Annotated in this window: 22 protein-coding genes and 1 pseudogene; 3 read left to right on the top strand and 20 right to left on the bottom strand. The window is 31.7% G+C overall.

Annotation, left to right across the window (positions count from 1 at the left end):
* The 12 genes and pseudogenes from K324_RS0108425 to K324_RS0108370 all read right to left on the bottom strand — a co-directional run.
* A pseudogene (locus tag K324_RS0108425) lies at positions 1–433 on the bottom strand (transketolase); the annotation flags it as partial.
* 132 nt (positions 434–565) lie between these two features.
* Positions 566–1,384: a transketolase gene (locus K324_RS0108420; protein ID WP_026748772.1), complete on the bottom strand. Its 819-nt coding sequence runs from the start codon at positions 1,382–1,384 to the stop codon at positions 566–568.
* A gap of 81 nt (positions 1,385–1,465) precedes the next feature.
* Positions 1,466–1,870, bottom strand: a complete 405-nt coding sequence (locus K324_RS0108415; protein ID WP_026748771.1) for a helix-turn-helix domain-containing protein — start codon at positions 1,868–1,870, stop codon at positions 1,466–1,468.
* A 102-nt stretch (positions 1,871–1,972) separates the two neighbouring features.
* Positions 1,973–2,674, bottom strand: a complete 702-nt coding sequence (gene araD / locus K324_RS0108410; protein ID WP_026748770.1) for an L-ribulose-5-phosphate 4-epimerase — start codon at positions 2,672–2,674, stop codon at positions 1,973–1,975.
* Positions 2,674–3,549 carry an L-ribulose-5-phosphate 3-epimerase gene (locus K324_RS0108405; RefSeq protein ID WP_026748769.1) on the bottom strand — a complete coding sequence of 292 codons (876 nt, stop codon included), beginning with the start codon at positions 3,547–3,549 and terminating at the stop codon, positions 2,674–2,676. The genes araD and K324_RS0108405 overlap by 1 nt, the downstream gene beginning before the upstream one ends.
* A 149-nt stretch (positions 3,550–3,698) precedes the next feature.
* A complete protein-coding gene (locus K324_RS0108400; protein ID WP_026748768.1) occupies positions 3,699–4,358 on the bottom strand; it encodes a 3-keto-L-gulonate-6-phosphate decarboxylase UlaD in 660 nt (219 codons plus the stop codon).
* 27 nt (positions 4,359–4,385) lie between these two features.
* Entirely contained in the window at positions 4,386–4,835 is a 450-nt protein-coding gene (locus K324_RS0108395) for a PTS sugar transporter subunit IIA (protein ID WP_026748767.1), read from the bottom strand.
* A 35-nt stretch (positions 4,836–4,870) separates the two neighbouring features.
* Complete coding sequence (locus K324_RS0108390; RefSeq protein WP_021746590.1) at positions 4,871–5,152, bottom strand: PTS sugar transporter subunit IIB; 282 nt, start codon at positions 5,150–5,152, stop codon at positions 4,871–4,873.
* Between the two features lie 44 nt (positions 5,153–5,196).
* Positions 5,197–6,720: a PTS sugar transporter subunit IIC gene (locus K324_RS0108385; protein ID WP_026748766.1), complete on the bottom strand. Its 1,524-nt coding sequence runs from the start codon at positions 6,718–6,720 to the stop codon at positions 5,197–5,199.
* A gap of 94 nt (positions 6,721–6,814) precedes the next feature.
* Positions 6,815–7,876, bottom strand: a complete 1,062-nt coding sequence (gene ulaG / locus K324_RS0108380) for an L-ascorbate 6-phosphate lactonase (RefSeq protein WP_026748765.1) — start codon at positions 7,874–7,876, stop codon at positions 6,815–6,817.
* Positions 7,877–8,039: 163 nt separating this feature from the next.
* On the bottom strand, positions 8,040–8,540 hold the full coding sequence (msrA, locus tag K324_RS0108375) for a peptide-methionine (S)-S-oxide reductase MsrA (protein WP_026748764.1): 501 nt from the start codon (positions 8,538–8,540) through the stop codon (positions 8,040–8,042).
* Between the two features lie 476 nt (positions 8,541–9,016).
* The gene (locus K324_RS0108370; protein WP_026748763.1) at positions 9,017–10,210 is read right to left on the bottom strand and encodes a MalY/PatB family protein; all 1,194 of its coding nucleotides are present in this window, start codon (positions 10,208–10,210) and stop codon (positions 9,017–9,019) included.
* Positions 10,211–10,299: 89 nt separating this feature from the next.
* On the opposite strand from K324_RS0108370, the gene K324_RS0108365 reads away from it, so the two are divergent.
* On the top strand, positions 10,300–11,208 hold the full coding sequence (locus tag K324_RS0108365; RefSeq protein ID WP_026748762.1) for a TetR/AcrR family transcriptional regulator: 909 nt from the start codon (positions 10,300–10,302) through the stop codon (positions 11,206–11,208).
* Between the two features lie 44 nt (positions 11,209–11,252).
* On the opposite strand, the gene K324_RS0108360 is transcribed toward K324_RS0108365, so the two are convergent.
* From K324_RS0108360 to K324_RS0108330, 7 genes are all read right to left on the bottom strand, one after another.
* On the bottom strand, positions 11,253–11,555 hold the full coding sequence (locus tag K324_RS0108360; protein WP_026748761.1) for a hypothetical protein: 303 nt from the start codon (positions 11,553–11,555) through the stop codon (positions 11,253–11,255).
* On the bottom strand, positions 11,555–11,776 hold the full coding sequence (locus K324_RS0108355) for a hypothetical protein (protein ID WP_026748760.1): 222 nt from the start codon (positions 11,774–11,776) through the stop codon (positions 11,555–11,557). Before K324_RS0108355 ends, K324_RS0108360 begins: the two co-directional genes overlap by 1 nt.
* 121 nt (positions 11,777–11,897) lie before the next feature.
* A complete protein-coding gene (locus tag K324_RS0108350) occupies positions 11,898–12,914 on the bottom strand; it encodes a DHH family phosphoesterase (protein ID WP_051354425.1) in 1,017 nt (338 codons plus the stop codon).
* 51 nt (positions 12,915–12,965) lie between these two features.
* Positions 12,966–13,814: an SPOR domain-containing protein gene (locus K324_RS0108345; RefSeq protein WP_026748758.1), complete on the bottom strand. Its 849-nt coding sequence runs from the start codon at positions 13,812–13,814 to the stop codon at positions 12,966–12,968.
* A gap of 26 nt (positions 13,815–13,840) precedes the next feature.
* A complete protein-coding gene (locus tag K324_RS0108340; RefSeq protein ID WP_026748757.1) occupies positions 13,841–14,515 on the bottom strand; it encodes a 5'-methylthioadenosine/adenosylhomocysteine nucleosidase in 675 nt (224 codons plus the stop codon).
* 16 nt (positions 14,516–14,531) lie between these two features.
* Positions 14,532–15,077 carry an FxLYD domain-containing protein gene (locus K324_RS0108335; protein WP_026748756.1) on the bottom strand — a complete coding sequence of 182 codons (546 nt, stop codon included), beginning with the start codon at positions 15,075–15,077 and terminating at the stop codon, positions 14,532–14,534.
* A gap of 173 nt (positions 15,078–15,250) precedes the next feature.
* Positions 15,251–16,228 (bottom strand): type I phosphomannose isomerase catalytic subunit, encoded by a 978-nt coding sequence (locus tag K324_RS0108330; protein WP_026748755.1) that lies wholly within the window; start codon positions 16,226–16,228, stop codon positions 15,251–15,253.
* 478 nt (positions 16,229–16,706) lie between these two features.
* Here K324_RS0108330 and K324_RS0108325 point away from each other — a divergent pair, with 478 nt between their 5' ends.
* Entirely contained in the window at positions 16,707–17,417 is a 711-nt protein-coding gene (locus K324_RS0108325) for a hypothetical protein (RefSeq protein WP_026748754.1), read from the top strand.
* A gap of 147 nt (positions 17,418–17,564) precedes the next feature.
* Complete coding sequence (locus K324_RS0108320) at positions 17,565–18,485, top strand: acyltransferase (protein WP_026748753.1); 921 nt, start codon at positions 17,565–17,567, stop codon at positions 18,483–18,485.
* A gap of 488 nt (positions 18,486–18,973) precedes the next feature.
* Here the strand turns inward: K324_RS0108320 and K324_RS0108310 are convergent, their stop codons facing one another.
* Positions 18,974–19,444, bottom strand: coding sequence for a hypothetical protein (locus tag K324_RS0108310; RefSeq protein WP_026748752.1), 471 nt, complete (start codon positions 19,442–19,444; stop codon positions 18,974–18,976).
* Positions 19,445–19,775 lie beyond the last annotated feature (331 nt).

Genomic DNA, 19,775 nt, shown 5'->3' with positions numbered 1-19,775 from the left:
CTGTTTCAACCGCATCTGCTGGTGATAAAACCACCATTCCTGGAATTGCACGCATTAAAGCCATATCTTCGACAGATTGGTGTGAACCTCCATCCTCTCCTAACGAAACTCCTGCGTGAGTCGGACAAATCTTAACATTCAATTGTGGATATGCCACCGAATTTCTAATCTGATCAAAGGCACGCCCTGCCGCAAAATGTGCAAATGTTGAAGCAAACGGTATTTTGCCAGTCGTTGCGATCCCTGCTGCAGTTGCAATCATATCAGCTTCCGCAATTCCCACATTTATATGTCTTTCTGGAAACTCTTTTTTAAAATATGCAGTCATTGTCGATTTTGACAAGTCCGCTTCCAGCACTACCACATCTTTATTTACTTTTCCCAATTTGACTAACACTTCTCCATAAGCCACTCTAGTTGATTTTTTTTCCATTCTCATATTCTCCTATTTTTTATTTTCTTTAAATTTATAAAAGTTCATAAAATTAATTTTTCTAAAAGTATTAAATTTTCAATTCTTTTTTATTTCAACTAATAATTTAAAACCATATTTGAAATTCTAATCTTAACTCAACTCTTCCATTGCCTTACTGTATTCTTCATCATTTGGAGCAGCTCCATGGAATCCAGCATTATTTTCCATAAACGAAACACCTTTTCCTTTTACAGTGTTTGCAACTATTACTGTTGGCTGTCCTTTCATAGTTCTTGCTGTGTCAAGAGCATTTATGATTTCTTCATAATTATGTCCGTCAATCTCAATTACATTCCATTTGAAAGCCTTGAACTTTTCCCCAACTGGAGCGACATCCATCACATCCGAAACTTTTCCATCAATCTGCAAGTTATTGTAATCAACTATTGCAACTAAATTATCAAGTTTGTAATGTGCAGCCGTCATAACCGCTTCCCAGACTTGTCCTTCCTGCAATTCTCCATCTCCCAAAATAGTATAAACTCGATAATCATTTTTATAAATCTTCGCACTCAAAGCCATTCCGTTTGCAGCTGAAAGTCCTTGTCCAAGCGAACCTGTTGACATTTCAACTCCAGCCACTTTTTTCATATCAGGGTGTCCCTGAAGTGGAGAGTGCCATTTTCTAAGTGTTGGAATAAGATTTTTTCCTTCATCGCCTAAAAATCCCTTTTCAATTAATGCCGCATAAAGTGCAGGAGCTGCATGCCCTTTACTAAGCACTAATCTATCTCTGTTTTCCATTTTTGGATTTTCTGGATCAATATTCATTTCCTTCCAGTAAAGCACAGCCAGAATATCAGCAATCGAAAGTGAACCTCCTGGATGCCCTGATTTTGCCCTGTAAATCATTTCAATAATGTCTTTTCTCAATATTTTTGCCTTTTTTTGCAAATCTTCAATTTTCATAAAAGCCTCCTAAAATTAATATTAAAAGAGAGTAACCATTAAAACAGGAAACTCTCTTTATTTTGTTATAAAAAGCAGTATCTATTTGTTCAATAGTTCTATATACTGCTTAACCAACTCTATTTTTTCTGAACTCATTTCCATCAGATTTCTGACTATTTCTCCAATATTTATATCAGAGAACTCCTCTATTATCTCATTAGTAAGCTCTTTTTTCAAATCTGACATATCTTTATCTGTATATCCTATTATTTTAAACAATTTAAGATGATCTATTTTCAGAATTTTGGCAATTTTTTTGAGTAAAAGAGGATTTGTCATATTATGTTTGCCTGACTCCAAATTGGATAAATAAGCTGGACTTATTTTTAGCATTTCTGCCATTTCTCTTAGTCCTATATTTTTTTGTAGTCTTTTCTTTTTTATATAGTATCCTAATGCTTCCACAAGATTGGAGTTAGTTTTTATACTGTCATTTTCAGCCATTTCTTCACCTTATCAATTTATTGTACATAAATATAATAACATAATTTTATAATTTTGTGAACCGCTGAAACTCTTACGGTATAATAAATGCAGTTTTCTGGATTATTTTTTCTTTTGTCCGTAATAGGCATTAGCCCCATGTTTTCTCAAAAAATGCTTATCCAGCAATTCCTGTTGCATTGGTTTAATATCCTTATTTACTATTTCAGTAAACATTGCCATTTTTGCAACTTCTTCCAGAACAACTGAATTATAGACAGCTTCATCAGGATTTTTCCCCCATGTGAAAGGCCCATGACTATTTACAAGAACCCCTGGAATGTACTGAGGATTTAGTTCTCTTTTTTCAAAAGTTTCTATAATCACTGTTCCAGTTTCTTTTTCATATTCTCCTGCGATTTCTTCAGGTGTCATTTTTCTTGTACAAGGCACTGAACCATAGAAATAATCAGCATTTGTTGTTCCATAGGCTGGAATATCCCTTCCGCTTTGAGCCCATATTGTTGCATTTGTTGAATGAGTGTGAACTATTCCTCCAATTGAAGGAAATTTTTTGTAAAGTTCAATATGTGTAGGAGTATCGGATGAAGGATTTAATTCGCCTTCCACAACATTTCCATCCAAGTCGACTACTACCATATCCTCTACTTTCATTGTTTCATAGTCTACACCACTAGGCTTGATAACTATCAGATTTTTTTCTCTGTCAATTCCGCTCACATTTCCCCAAGTAAACAATACTAGCCCTTTTTTTGGCAATTCTAAATTTGCCTTAAATACTTGTTCCTTTAATTTTTCCAGCATTAGATAAATCCACCTTCCTTCATTTTATCCAGCATCCATTGCTTTGCCTTTTTTACTTCCTCAATTGGATTATCTGATTTTTCAGTCCACATTTCAATCAAAAAAGGTCCTTTATAATTTAATTCCTTTAATTTTTTAAATACTTTTGGAAAATCTACGCATCCTTCTCCAAAAGGCACTTCCTTAAATTTCCCTTTAAAAGTGTCAGTTACTGCTAAAGTATCTTTCAAATGGATTCCTGTTATTTCTCCATTTTTTATTCCTAATTCCAATTCCTTTAGTGTGTCATTTTCAGGCCATGCCGTCAAATTTCCCACATCTGGATACACTTTTAGCCATGGAGATTTAATTATATTAGCATATTCCATATATTTTGTAATTGAATTTATAAATGGATGATCCATAATTTCTATTGATAATGTTACATTATATGAAGAAGCCCATTCTACTGCTTTTTTCAAATTTTCAGTAAAATATTTTTTAGTCTGCTCGCTGCCTTCTTCGTAATAAACATCATATCCAGCCATCTGAATCGTTCTAATTCCCATTTTATCTGCAAAGATTATTGCCTTTTGCATAAGCTCCATAGCTTTTTCCCTAGTTTTTTCATCCATGCTTCCCATTGGAAATCTTCTATGTCCACTAAAGCACATTGACGGAATTCTAACTCCTGTATCTATTAACGCCTTATGAATCCTGTTTATTTCATCATTAGTCCAGTCCAGTCTTGCAAGCCTTTCATCTGTTTCATCAATCGAAATTTCTACAAAATCATAACCACATTCCTTAACCAGCCTTATTCTTTTCACCCAGTCAATATCCTTAGGAAGAGCCTTTTCATATATTCCTAAATTTAATTTATTTAAATCTCTCATATTATTCCCCTATTTCATTAATTATACCAAAATTGTTTAATAATTTTTAAGAAGTTGTCCCTTAAGTATCCAGATTAACTATTTCTGTATAAAATTTATAAAATGAATACTCAAGGGTAAAAAATGTTTAATTTTAAAATTGTTCAAGATTATTTCCAATATTTATCAATTTCTGCTTTAAATGCTCTTGCCGCTGCTGCCGGATCATCTGCTTCTGTAATTCCACGTCCTGCAATAAATGTAAACACATCCACACCTTCAAATAATTTTAGTGTATCTGTATTTAATCCTCCTGTGACAGAAACTTTAAATCCCATTTCAATTAATTTTTTGACTTTGTTCAAGTCCTTTTCTCCCCAAGTTTCCCCAGCCAGCAAGGCATCTCTGCTTTGATGGTAAATAGCCTGATTAATTCCTGCATCCAACCAAAGCTGAGCCTGTTCATAAGTCCAGTCACCATACAGTTCCACCTGAATTTCACCACGTTCACCACGCACTTCCTTTATAGCTTTTAAAGCTGCTTTCATTGTCGGAATTGTTGCACAGCATATACAAGTCATCCAGTCTGCTCCACGAACTGCATTGTTTTTGGCAACTGTTCCTCCTGCATCCGCACATTTTGTATCTGCCACTATTATTTTTTCAGGAAATAGGTTTCTCAATACTTCCACTAATTCGCTTCCAACTTGTAATAAACATACGGTTCCAGCTTCTATTACATCAACTTCCTCTCCAACGGAAACTGCTGCTTTTATTGCACCTTTTAAATCAGAATGATCCAATGCCACCTGTAATAATGGTTTTGCCATTTGTTTTCCTCCTTATATACTGTAATTCTATACTTTTTCTTTTATCAGTTTATAAATATCTTCCGGTACTTTTGCTTCCCTGATTTTAGTAAAAATCTCTTCGTCATCAAAAAGCATTACTATCTGTGGAATTGCCTCGCCTGTATGTATTTCTGCATTTTCAGCGGCCAGCCCAATTAATATATCCACTTCCTGTCCATCTGGAAATGATACTGGCTTTTTCAATGTAACAAGACTGAAAGAATTTTTATTAACTCCCATTTCAGGACGTTCATGTGGCATTGCCAGTCCTGGAGCTAGTATGTAAAATGGGCCCAGCTCTTTTGTTCTTTCTATTATATTTTCAATATATTTTTTTTCTATTGAATTATTTGCCACAAGAGGAGCCATGCACACTTTTATAGCTTCTTCCCAGCTGTTTGCCTCCTGTTGCAGCATAACAGAATTATTTTCCTTCAAGGAATCCAATAAATTCATAAAAAGTTTTCCTCCTTACTTAATATACGATTTTCTTATGCAATTCCAGCTTCTGTTAATTTGCTTTCAAGCTCTTTTTCATCAAGCAGATTCAAAAGTCCAATTATTTTTGTATTTGGCCCACCTTTTAATTCAGATGCGATATGAGTTGAAGCAAGAACTAAGTCATAATTTGAAAGTCCTGATTTAGCTTCTCCCAGACTGCATGAATTTACATCTGCCTGTACTCCCAGTTTTTGTAAAACTTTTCCAACTTTTAATTTCATAATCATACTTGTTCCCATTCCACTTCCACAAACTGCTAATACTTTAATCATTATGATCACTTCTTTCTTTATTTACTTTTTTATTTTTGAAAATTCTAAATTTCTTCCAAATCTACTGTTCCTTCATAATATTGCTCTTTATTTTTAGATTTTGCATATTGAATTTGAGGAATTAACAGCATTGCAACAATTACTAATACATATCCGATTATTCCTAAATATTTCATTACAAATCCTTGAGCAAGCCATACTGTACTTTGATCGATATTTCCGTGCCATCCACCTTTTAATTGGAATAAAGCTACAGCTACAGCTCCACATAATACTTGCAATACTCCTGATATAGCTGACAATATAAATGCAGCTCTCGCTCCCCCACGTTTATCGGCATACACAGCAATAGTCGCATTATCAAAGAACACAGGAACGAATCCTGTTATAATAAATACAGGCGATTTGAATATTAATAATCCTGCTATTGAAATAAATTGAGCTATTGTCCCTACTAAAAATCCGAATAATACTGCACTTGGTGATCCAAATCCATAAGATGCCGCACAGTCTACCGCAGGTAATGATCCAGGTAATATTTTATTTGAAATACCTTGGAATGATACTGTCAATTCTGATACGAACATTCTAACCCCTGTTTTCAATATTGTTAAATATACTGCAAACAATAATGTTGTTGAAACAATGTAAGTACCAAATGAAAGTTTTTTAGGATCAAATGCTCCTGCTGCGACTCCATGAGGATTTATGACAGGACAAGTTTGTACCCCGTTTTCAATTACACATTTTCCAAATTTCGCAGTAAAGAACTCAGGCCCCAATACCCACATTATTATTCCAAAGAATACTATCATTATAAGCCCTGTTGCAATAATATCATCGTGGAGCATTGATAACCATTTTGGTAATTTTAAATCATCCAGTTTCTTTTTAGGATTTCCTATTTTTGGTGCCAATTTATCAGCTAGCCATATAGCGAACATTTGTTGATGCCCTATTGCAAATCCAGCGTTTTCAGTTAGTCTTTGAGTCGGTTCCACTGATAAGTTTGATCCAACTGCCCAATATATTCCTGCAAAAATTCCTATTAATATTACTCCCTTTATATTTTGGAACTGAGGGAACAGGAAGAATATCATCCAAGCTGCTGTAGAAGCCTGTTGCTGCATAATATGCCCTGTTATGAACAATGTTCTCACTTTAGTAAATTTTCTAAACAGCACTAATATTATATTTATAACAAATCCTATAAGAAGGGCCATCATAACTGCCGCTGCCAAGTTAGATTTAGACGAATCCTGCTCAATAATATTTTTTATCGCTTCATCCACAGCCTGTAATCCAAAGTAAGGATCTATAACGGCCGCATTTAATTCAAATTTAGTTTTCAGTGCCGCCAATATTGGCCTAAATGTTGTTACTAGCCCTCCTGCACCGACATTTAATATCATGTATCCTACAGTTGCCTTAATAAATCCTCCAACTGCCTCATATATTTTTTTTCCTAAGAACAGATAACCTACAAAAACTAATAAACCTACAAAAAATTCTGGTTTAGTCAAGATATTCTGTCCGAACCATGTCCCAATTCCCATTAAAATATTCATGACTTTTCTCCTTTATGTTTTTTTTTAAATAATTTTATTTTCTTAAACACCGTAAAGATGGTTTCTAAATAATGTTTTGATATGCTTAAATTTTCTATAAGAATGATTTAAATGGCAAATCAGGTTCTATTGTAAATGCGTCTTCAAATCCTCTTCTATACATGTATTCCATATCATCTTTATTATCAGGGAATACAAATTTTCCTCCAGGTTGCCATATATATGGCTTAAATTCATATTTCATTCTATCTTTTCTATAATTCCACAATAATGTTATTTCTTTTGGATCAGCCATAAAATTGGACCAGATGTCGTGATGTAACGGAATAACTACTTGTGTCTTTAATTCTTCTGCCACTCTTAACACATCTGAAGAAGTCAATTTATCTGTCATTCCTCTAGGATTTTCTCCGTATCCTACAAATGCCACATCCACTTTATTTTCATTTCCATGTTTTACAAAATAGTTTGAATGGTGTGAATCTCCTGCGTTGTAAATATTTCCACCAGTTGTTTCAACCAGGTAGTTTACTGCCATTTCATCCATATCAGGCGGTAAGCTCCCTTTTAACGTAACATCTTCGTTAACTGTTAAAAGCATTGTTCTGTCAAATGATTCCAATGCTTTTATTTTTGCATCTTTAATTACTATTTCATCTCCTGGTTTCATTTGTACAAGTCTATCTTCAGGCACTCCCCATTTTCTCCAAATTTCAATACATGTTTTTGGCCCTACAAATTTTGCTTCTGGACAATTTTTTACAACTGCCGCCGCAACATTCACATCTATGTGATCACTATGAGAATGTGTTGCAAGTAATGCGTCTAACCCTTCTATCGCAAAAGGATCTATAACACAAGGGGTAAGTCTTAAATTTGGCTGTAAAGCTACACATCCGACTGCTCTCTGATGTTGGTGCTTAGGTTTCATTAATTTATTCTTTTGACTTCTCTTACCTGTTGCTACCCAGATATCCATTGCAATATTTGCATTGCCTTCTGTCTTTATCCAAAGCCCCATGTTTCCAAGCCACCACATTGCTACAGTATTTGGTTTTACTACGGTTTCTGCTATTTCCTCGTTCAACCAAGTTCCCCATTCGGGAAATGTTCCCAAAATCCAAGATTCTCTTGTAATTTCATCTACTTTTGACATAACTGTCCCTCCTAAAAATTTTGTTATTAAATTGTATAAATCGTTTTCTATTTGCTAACAATAGTATACCTTGCTTTTTATTAAAGTCAATGGTTTTTTAAAAAAATTTTCACGAAAAAAAGCCGGGTAGTCCCGACTTGTTAATGAATTATTAATTTCTATATTATTTTTGGAAGACTTTTTTTGCACTGGCCAAATCTATGTGACAGTATCCATTAGGATTTTTATCCAAATAGTTCTGATGGTAATCTTCGGCCTTGATGTAATGTTTTAACGGCCTTACTTCCACCTGAATTTCCCGTGAATATTTATTCTGCTCACTTTCAATTCTTGATTTTATCATATCTATCTCATCTTTATCTACATAATAAATTCCTGTTCGATATTGTCTTCCTTCATCAAGCCCCTGTCTGTTAATGCTTGTAGGATCGATTATCGAAAAATAATAGTCTAGAAGTTTATTTAGGGAAACTATTTCATTATCATATTTTATATGTACTGTTTCGGCATGATCAGTCATTTTTAAAATATCATAGTTTGTATCAAGAGTTTGTCCATTAGCGTAGCCAACTGTTGTTTCAACAACACCTGGAGCCATCTTAAAAAATTTCTCGACACCCCAGAAACATCCTCCAGCCAGATAAATTTCTTTAATATCTGCCATAAAATTACACCTCCTTTAAATTTTCAAATATATTCGAGCTTCTTCAAAATCGAACTGATCTGAATTAGACAAAACTAGAGTTCGAGTAGATTAGTTGTGACTTTCCGAGTTCGGTTTCAAAGTGATTTTATTATAACTTTAAAATTATACTTCTACTGAAAATTTACTTAAACAAAGTTTAATAGATAATTATGATTATTTTATTTTAAATTTCAAAACTCCGATACTTGTCACTTCTGTATAATAACAATCTTCTAAACAATTTATTTCTATAACTATTTTTAAGTATAATTTTTAATCATATTTTTTATGATTTTATGTTATTATTATACAAATTTATAAATAGAAATTATTTAACAATTTCTTTTAATTATATTATTTTTTTGTGAGTTTTTTATATAGCTGAATATGTAAGGGCAGCAGATACCATACTTCTAGTATTACCTGATTTTTTCAATTTAATATTTGAGTGTATTTTAAATTTTTTCTTTTAAAATAGCCTCTTTTAATTGATTTACAGCCTTTTCCAAAATGGCTCTCGGACAAGCCGCATTTAACCTCATAAATCCTTCCAACCCTTTTTGATACACACGTCCTTCGTTCAATCCCAATTTTGCTTTTGTAAGCATGAATTTTTCTAGCTGTTCCTGATTAAATCCAAATTTTTGGCATAGTTTTCGACAGTCTAGCCATACCAGATATGTTGCCTGCGGAATGTTTGGAGTAATTTCTGGAATATATTCCTTAAAAAAGTTGCTTAGGAATAGAATGTTGTTTTGCAGATATTCCTTTAACTGTTTTAAATATTCTTCTCCACCGTCAGAATATGCGGCGATTGTAGCAACCAGATTAAAAGGATTGTTTCTGTGAACTTCAAGATCTTTCCAGAATCTGTCGAATTTTGCCTTTACTTCTAAATTATTGAAAATAATTGTTGCACTTTGAAGTCCTGCAAGATTAAAGGCTTTTCCAGTGGAAGTGCAAGTTATGGTATTTTTTCTGATTTCTTCTGAAATGCTTGCCATTGGGATGTGCTTATTGTCCCATAGTGTCAAGTCGGCGTGAATTTCATCGGATATTACAGGAACTTTGTATTTTACACATAAATTTCCGATTGCTTCCAATTTATCACGAGTCCACACATGTCCCAGCGGATTGTGAGGATTGCATAAAATAAACAATTTTGGCTTTTCCTTTAATTTATTTTCCAAATCTTCCAGATCAAGCGAATATTCTCCATTTTTTTCGATAAATCTATTTTCGATGACAACTCTTGCATTATCCTCGTTAATATCGTAAAATTCCGAATAAACAGGTGTCTGAATCAGTATTTTGTCACCCTTTTCAGAAAAAATCTGAACTAATGCCCCAAGACTTGGTACAATTCCAATGCTAAAGCTAAGCAGTTCCTTTTTCGGCTCCCAGCCAAATCTTCTCTTCTGCCAGTTTATAATTGACTCAAAATACTCACCTGGACGATATACATAACCAAAAATTCCATGTTGAACCTTTTTTTCAAGAGCATCAATTATAGGCTGTGCTGTCCTAAAATCCATATCGGCAATCCAAAGCGGTATGACATCATCTACTCCAAATTTTCTCATTAATTCCTTATACTTCACAGAATGATTATTTTTTCTGTCAATAATTTCATCAAAATTGTATTTCATAAAATCACATCCTTTTATTTATTTTTTGTTGACAATCCTTAAATTAAATTATAAAATATATTCAAAATACTTTTAAAGAGGTAAATTTAATGACTAAAGAATATAGTAAAAACTTTATAGTTCAGCAAAGTGCAAAACTTTTTTATTATAAAGGCTACAAAAATACTGAATTAACTGACATTTTTAAGGCATGTGACATGCCAAATGACATTTTTTATAAATTTTTTTCAAGCAAGGAAGAATTACTTATCTCTGTAATCAAATATCATACTGAAAACCTGATAAATTTCTTTAATAATAACGTAGATGATTTATCAATCCACAAATTTTACTATTTTTTTGAAAAATATTTTGAAAATATTGTAAATAACAAGTTTCACGGTGGAAGCCCGCTTGGCAATTTGGCTTTGGAGCTGGCTGATTTAAATAGCAATATACGTGAAGAGCTTGTAAAATCATATAAAAAAATTGAACTTAGATTTTCTTTTTTTATAACGACTTTAAAATATGCCTTTCCTGAAAAATATGACGATATTATTCCTGAAACGACAGCAAGACTTTTAATAGCTTTACTGGAAGGGACTATCCTTATGTTAAAAACTGAAAAGGAAAGTTCTGCAATTAACGACTTTTTTGTCTTTTTCAACAATCTTTTCAAACTTGCCGACAATAAAGAGGTAGAGGAACAGGAGAGCGAAGCAGAACATGAATCTTTTGAAACGGAAAAAATATACATTCCAGATTCTATCCAAAGTGAAATTATCGAAGCTGACGACACTGAATTAAATAGTAATGATCAATATGCCGGTGATACTTCTCAAACTGTACCGAATATTAAGTTTGAAGAAACTTATCAGGAAAATGAAGATATTTCTGATTCTGAAGAAAACAATAACCTTGATGACAGCATGTACTACGAACTTGATTCAGACAGCCTAATTAATGTCTTTGATGATTTGGAAAACTATCAAAAAAATGAAAATAGTGATGATGAATAAAAAAATTTAGGGAGAATGAAAAAACTCCCTTTTTTAATTTTATCCTATTTATATTCAAGTCTTTCGCTTGAGAATATTTTCCCGTCTTCTGTTACAATTACTTGGTAATACGCCTGTTCCCCATACAGAATCACTTTCCAGTTTCTAAACCCTTTTTTATACAGTCCGACATGCTGTGTTCCTATTTCTTCATTAAATTTTCTTTTTACTTCGGCAATGCTGTTATTCATAACAACATCTCTTGACACAACTGCTGAATTTGGTACAATCCGTTTTCCAACAGATGAGCAGCTTATCAATGCTCCAAAACACAAAATTATCATTATTTTTTTTATTTTTCTATCCACTAACTATTCACTACCTCTATCTTAATATCAAATTGTAAATGTTTTTTTTCTTTATCCAAATACGTATATTTTATTTTTCTCAAAACAGCATTTGGATTGTTATCCAGAATTTCATTAATATTCTGATTAGCCTTTTCAATATTTTGAAAATTATTTGCTAGTTCAGCATTTGAAAATCCCTTCATTTTCAGATAATTAAACATATTAAATGCGTCAAACATAAAGTTCCCCTTTCTATAATACTCAGATTCCATTAACATCAAATTGGCAAAAGTTAAATGTGTCTGGAATCTAAGTAAAATAGTTATAATTTTGAATTACAGCTAAAAAAATTTATTAAACTTATTTTTTTAATTCCTCATACGTTTTTTCTAAAATTTCCTCAAAAGATAAATCCGTCTTGAATCCAGCGGCTTTTATATGCCCGCCACCACCAAAAATGGAGGCTATTTTATTTACATTATATTTATCATTTGCCCGAAAACTTCCTTTTAACGAGCCGTCTTCCTCTTCCCGTACAAAAAGAGAAATTTCCATTCCTTCAATTTTTAAAAGCATTTCTGATGTACTATTTGTGTCATCCTTTTCAATACCTAGTTCCTTCATTTTTGACTGTGTTAGATAATAACTGACAAATTTATATTTTTTGTCATTTTTTTTATTTTTATAAACTTCCCCGATAAAATCAACTTGTTTCTCACTCACTGCAAAAATAATATTGGCAATCTTGTGATTATTCACACCCGCCTCAATTAATTTGGAACATACAAGAAAAGTGTGCGGTGTAACATTATCATGCCTGAAATTTCCAGTATCATTAATTATCCCGAGATACATATATTCAGCAATTTTCTTTGTCAGTTCAATATCAAAAATCTTCAAAAACTGATACAAAAGTTCCCCTGTACTGCAAATATCTTCCACGTAGTTAAAATCCGCATGTTCGGTATTGCTGATATGATGATCGATATTTATTGACTTCTTGCTTAATTTTTTTATTTCGATGGATTTTCCATATCTTTCCTCATTTGCACAATCTAAACTTATAAACAAGTCAAACTTTTCATCATTTTGAAAATTTTGCTTAAATTCCTCACTAAATTTTTCATAACTCCAGATTAGTTCTGTATCTTTGAAATGTCGCATATATTTAGGCAATTTATCATCAACAATGATTTTTACCATTTTTTTTGTATTATTTTTTTTGCAGTATTCATTTATCATAAAATAAAATGCCAAAAGTGAGCCGAGTGCATCCCCATCGGGATTAATATGTGCTGTCAAAACAATATTTTTAGACGATTTTATTTCATTCACTATTCCATCTGGAAGAATATTTCCCCTGTAATTTTTATTCATAAATTTTTGTTTTATTCCTATTCTTAAATTTTAATTTTCAATTGTCACTTCTTATTTTCCAACAGAACGGATCATATAGCCGCCTCTGACTTTTTTAGCTTGATTTTCCATTGCCTTTAAGGTATTTGGGTTATCAGTCATATTTGACATTACTACGTAGACTGTTCTGCCATTTACTGATGTTCTTTTGTAGTAAAAATTTCCACCCAGTTTTTTTGCTATTTCTCTTGCTGCACCTTCTGTACCTACTGATGCCACCTGAATATATTTTTTAGTTCCACCTTTAGCTTGACGTTTTTTGGCGTCTTCCCTGGCTTTTCTAGCTGCGTCCTCTTTAGCCTTTCTAGCCGCCTCTTCTCTTGCGTGTTGTCTAGCTGCTTCTGCCCTTGCCTGTGCCGCTGCCTGTTCTTTTCTAGCTGCTGCTTCCTGCTGCTGTTTTCTTATTTCAGCCTGTCTTGCTTCAATTTTTGCTTCTTCCTGACGTCTTTGTTCAGCCAGGTTTTGTCTTTTCTGTTCCAATTTTTGAGCTTTCAGTTTTGCCTGTTCCTCTTGTTTCTTGGTATCAATGGCTGCTTTTGGATTATTTTGTGGCTGTGTCTGCTGGTTATTTGCTGTAGGATTTTTTTGTAAGTCTATCGTTTGTGCAGATTTTGCCTGTTCCAGTTCCTGTGCAACAGTTTCATTATTATTTTCCACCACCTGATTTGGCAATGTTAAGTTATTCTTGTAATCTTTAGAATTATAAAAATCCTTATTTCGTACTTTCATATCCTTAGTAATGCTTTCTGTTGTAGTCTGCTTGGACTTTTTATATCCTGTTGTCAGCACTATTCCATAAGTAACAACTGCAACAATTCCGACAGCTCTCATTACTTTAAATGGATTTAATCGAAAACTCATTTTTTCTCCCTTCTTTTACCTTTTTATTAAATAATTTCTTTTAATATTTTTTTAGAATTTTCTGCCGCAAGTTTTACAAAACTTGTATATTCCATTCCAGAATCATCTGTAATTGAATCTGAAATTGAACGGATTATTAAAAATTTCACACCTAGTCTTGTGCAAACCTGAGCCACGGCCCCGCTTTCCATATCCACACAAAGTGCCTCAAAATCTTTCCCAAGCTGAATTTTCACATCTTTTTGGCTCACAAACTGATCTCCAGTCAAAATTCTTCCAAGCAATATCTGATGTTCAAAATCAGTTAAATTTCCTGTTTTTTCAATCAGCCCCTTATCCGACTCAAACGCCCATTCCTTCATTTGCGGAATCTGCCCCATCTTATAGCCAAATGCTGTAGCATCAACATCGTGCTGAACAACATCCCGCCCGATAACAACATCTCCAACTTTTAATCTTTCATCAAGCGAACCTGCAACTCCCGAAAAAATTACTTCATTCACATCAAATTTCTCAATTAATAAAGTGGCTGTAACTGCAGCATTTACCTTTCCAATCCCAGATTGTACAAAAACAACATCCTTATTGTTAAATTTCCCAATAAAAAATGATATTCCGTTTATTACATTTTCCTTGATATTCTTAATTTCCTTTTTTATTGCTTCAGCTTCTTCAACTACTGCCCCAATAATTCCTATCATTTATTTCCTCCAATTTTTATTTTTCACTTTCGATATTATTAGTGTTTTCATTATTAGTATTTTCCATATTGCTGTTATTATTTTCATTTTCAATAGTAGTATTTACACTTCCTTCGTAAATATAAGTGTCCTTAAGTTTACAAGTTTTTGTTTCATTTGTATTAAGAACCGCCTGAAATTCCCATTTTTCATTTTTTCCAAGCGAACTTATACTATCAACGGCATCTCCAATTTTGGCTCCATTTTCATCAAAGCAGGGAATCTCTATCGTTAAATTTCTTTTTCCAACTCCATTATGTGTCAAAATCCCTGTAACAATGGTTTTTCCACCAGTTATTTCCACTTCTGCATTTGCAAATTTATATTTTGTATTTTTGGCTTTTATTTCTCCATCTTTTCCGCCAATAATACCTCCAATCAGTTTCCCTGTTGTCCCGATAACCGCTCCAGTAACTCCACCGGCAGCTTTTATAGTCCCTCCGACTACACTTCCAACTCCACCAATAATTCCACAAGATGAAGTCCCAAACATTATTCCAATCAATAAAATTCTTTTTTTCACTTTTCTCAATTCCTATTCCTTTTTTTTATTTTTTATAAAATTTGGTATATTATACAATATATGATTATAAAACGATATTAGTATAACATTAGAATATCATATTCCCACTAAAAAAACAAGGCAAATCATCTAATTTGCCCAAAAAGTAAGCTAGAATCCTTGCCTGTATTTATTTAAATTATTGTTCTTAAAATTTCGAAGGTTCCAATAGTTTTTGTGTTAATTCCGACAGGGATTAAAACTGTTTCACCTTTTTTGATTGAAAGTTCTTCGTTTTTTCCCCATACAATTTTTCCTGTTCCTTCAAGAATTGAGTAAATTGTCATACTTTCATTGTTCACATCTTCAAAGGAATCAGTAAATTTTACTTTGTCAATTGAATAGTATTCTTTTTTTATAATATGCTTTCTTAAAATATCTTTTCCATTTTCAGAATTGTCAAAGTCAGTATTTTCTATCTTCACTTCTTTTCCAAAATCTATTACATCAGCTGAATCATGTAAATGGAGTTCTCTTTTTTTTCCATTTTCATCAATTCTGTCAAAATCATAGATTCTGTAAGTTACATCTGAATTTTGCTGAACTTCTGCAAAAAGTATACTTCCTTTTAATGAAGCGTGGACTGTTCCTGGTGTGATGTCAATAAAATCACCTTTTTTTACAGTTTTTTCTTCAAATAGTCCATCAAAATCATTTTTTTCCACTTTTTCCAAAAATTTTTCCTTTGTAATACCAGGTTTCATTCCCATAATCAAAGTAGCGTCATCGCTTGCCTCCATTATGTACCATGATTCACTTTTTCCAAATTCGTTGTGTTTTTTTAAAGCGACTTCATCGCTTGGATGCACTTGAATAGAAAGTCTGTCATTTACGTCCAGATATTTTATAAGAAGCGGAAATTTATTTGGATATTTTTCATAAACCTTTTTTCCTGTAAGCTCCCCTTTATATTTCTTATAAATATCATCCAGCCTTTGTCCAGCCAAAGCACCATTTTCCACAATACCCATTCCATGAGGATGTGCCGACACTTCCCAGGATTCTCCGATTTTCTTACCTGCGGGCAGCTTCATTCCTAATTTTGTTTCAAATTCACGTCCACCCCACACTTTTTCCACAAAAAATTTTTTAAACTTCATTGGATATAACATAAAAAATCTCTCCTTTATTTATATAATTAATTTTCAATAATTTCTTTATTTCATGATAACATTTTGAATTAAATTTTACAATAACATAATCAAGAAATTTTACAAAAAAACCTGCAAATAATATCTGCAGGGGAAAAATATTTTTTCATTTTTGGGGTGTTATCCTCTACTTAAAAAATAGTAGACAACTACAATTTGAATTATGATATAAATTATATCACGCTCCATGACAGTTTCACCCCCAATCATGGTATATTAAGGTTTTTGACGAAAACCCAAATAATTATATCAAATTATAATACAAAAAGCCAGCTTAAATCAAACTGGCTTCTGTCGTCAAATTTTTAATATACACATGATTGCTTTTTACAAAATAATTATACCATAAAAAAAGTTTTTTATCAATTAATTTGAAAAAATTTTGTTAATATTGTAAAATGTTTAAAAGGCGATTTTCTATGTTAAGAGGTTAAAGAATATGTATGTTTATGATGAGCAGAAAATTGAAAAAGAAAAGAGAAAAAGACGTCTGTTTATTTTGATGAATAGCTTAATGTATGTGATTATTCCGATTATAATAGGATTTTTAAAAATTAATAAAAATATTATATCTATTTGGTTAATAATTATTTTTGGAATTTTGAAGTTTTATTTGGAAACAAAAAAGGATTTTGTAAATGAGTATGAAAAAGAAGATGAAGAAACTGGAGATTTTGAGGAAACTTTGCGAAAAGAGAAGTTAAAAAAGAAAATTTTTTATTTAAAGATGAGCTGTGTATCAGTTTGTTTAATTGTAATAACTCTAATTAACATAAATATATTTCAGTTACCAAGTTATGTTAGGGATTTAAAAGAAATTAGGAAAATTATTTCAAATAGCAAAGAACTTTATGTAAATGGGAAAAAACTTGAAAATACAGAAGATGTGAAAAAATGGATTTGGGATTCTACAAATTATTTTGAGATTTTGTGGGATTACAAGAGGACAGCTAATATAGAAGAGCCTAAAATAAAGACAATTTTATCCAATGATAAAGGACAGTATCTAGTAATTGAAAAGAAAGAATTCGGATGGAGTTTTTTGAAAATAAAAGAAAATCATTACTACAAGTTAGGTGTTACTTATAAAAAAGATATTGATAGAACAATTGAAATGGAAAAATCTTTGGGACTTATTCCTCAAAATTAAATATTTTAACATATAGACAAAATTTTATGATTATGGAATTTTTGATATTGTTTCTAACTTGTGCAATTTTACTGATAATTGCTAGGAAGTATAGGAAAATGCAATTTTAAGCTATGATTATTACAAAGGTTAGGAGTTTTAAAATTAATGGCTATTGATATTATAAGAATTTTTGCGTTTATTTTTATTGTGCTTTTGCACACATTGAACAGGCAGTTTGGGATAAATGTCTGGATGGGAGGATATGCGGTTATTTCAATCGGAGTTAATCTTTTTGTGATGATTAGCGGATATCTGCTGTTGGATAAATCAGAAAATGCAGCATTATTTTTTAAAAAGAGAATTTTAAACATTTTACCACTTTTTATTGTTTTTAACGTGATTTATATTTATTTTTTGAAAGTTCCGATTGTGCCGATTTTAAAGGGAAAAGCATTTGCGGCACCACACTTTTGGTATATTTATATGATTCTAGGGCTGTATTTTCTCACGCCTTGGCTTCAAAAGGTTCTTAAATATGCTGAAAAAGAAACATTTTTTGTAGTTTCCCTCTGGTTTTTGTGTAACATTCTAAATCCTTACCTGAGATATTTCAACCTTGCCGAAATCCCATTTTCAAATTTTCCCATAACTGGCTTTATTGGCTATTATATTCTAGGTTATTTTGTGAAAAAATATGATAAAAAAATAAAAGACTTTTCATTTGTCTGGATAATAATTATCTATTTTATAGGTTTTTTCATAAGTTTTTTCTCCACGAAATACGTCTTAACCACAACAGGAATTCGTATATCTGATTTTTTTGATAAAAATTCACTTGGAACTTTCATAATGACAATTTCCTTTTTCGCATTCTGGTGCAAATTTAATTTTACCAAAAGAAACGACATTACCAAAATAATTGCAAATTCTACATATTTTGCATTCCTAATTCATCTTATTGTGCTTCATTTCATAATAAAAATAAGCGATGAGATGGTTTTCAAATCAGTGATGACAGTTGGAATAAGTATAATTTCAGGGGTATTGTATAATTTTCTTAAAGCTGGAAAATTAATGCAGAAATAATGCTTGAAAAATTTTTAAAACTGATATAATAACTTTTGAAGAAAAAACATAGTAATATGAAAAATAATTTATTAATCAAAATATCTAAAAAATAATAAAAAACAATTTAGTTGAATGATTATGAATCAGCTATTAAACAATTCCATTATAAAAATTTATTCTTATTTTTAAATGGGGTTTAGTATTACTTTGAGAAACAGTAGTTTTGGTATTTTCAGTCTCTTTATTTCCGTAAGATAGTGTGTCGATAGCTAATATTGTTATAAGAATAAATATTTTTTTCATATATAATTCCTCTAAATTTATTTTTTAAAGTAATTTAAATACCGTTAAAAAAACAAAATAATTTATTAAACACTAGAAATTAATATCAATCCCTATTTCATATTAATTTTATAAAAAAAGAGAAAACTGACTTTATAAACAAATTTGTTTTAAAATCAATTTTCTCCCTATTCTTAAATCATAAATTTTTGAAATCTAAATTTTTAATCAACTATGAACATTATTCTGTAGTTGTTGGCTGGATTTATAAGCACTACTTTTTTAAGTTTTGTATCATAAGCATAAGTCAAACCATCACCATCTACTTCTGTCAGAAAAACATTTTTCACTAATTTTAGCCTAACCTTTTCTTCTTTTGTTGGCCCAGAACCATCTTTTTCATTTGACTCATCAATATATTGTGTTACAAAGTATCCTTTACTATCTTTTTGAATTTTGAAATTGTCTGATGTATCTGTATAATTAAATAATTTATTCAAAAACTTTTCTGCATGCAACTTTCCATCTGTAGTAAATTTTTGATCTATTCCTTTTGCTAATCCACCTGGAAATTCTTCGTCTTGCTGAATGCTTTGTGCATTATTTTCAGCAATAACACTTTCATTTGCATAAGATACTGCTCCCATTGCTAATACTGCCATTAGTAAACATAATTTTTTAAAATTTTTCTTCATGGTAAATTCTCCTCGTATAATATATTTGTAGTTTTTTACATCCCTCTTCAAGGATTTTGTAATATACTATTATTAAGATACTGTGGATTAGTTAATCTCCTCCTACCACTTGATGGTTTTAAAAAGGCTCTAGCCACAGTCTCTTTGTTAAATTGTTAATTAGTTAGATACCGCTTGACGGTTTATATAGAACGAGGTTACATTCGCAAAGAGTTTGTGGTTTTACAGTATCAATATTTTCTTTTTGAAAGGTGGTATTCTTATGTTCTATATCGGTATCGATGTCTCTAAAGACAAACACAACTGCTTCTGTTGTAATGATAACTTGCAG

The organism is Leptotrichia trevisanii DSM 22070, from assembly GCF_000482505.1.
GTDB lineage: Bacteria > Fusobacteriota > Fusobacteriia > Fusobacteriales > Leptotrichiaceae > Leptotrichia > Leptotrichia trevisanii.
The sequence above is the reverse complement of the archived record's forward strand: the minus strand, read 5'-3'. Positions and strand labels throughout refer to the sequence as shown.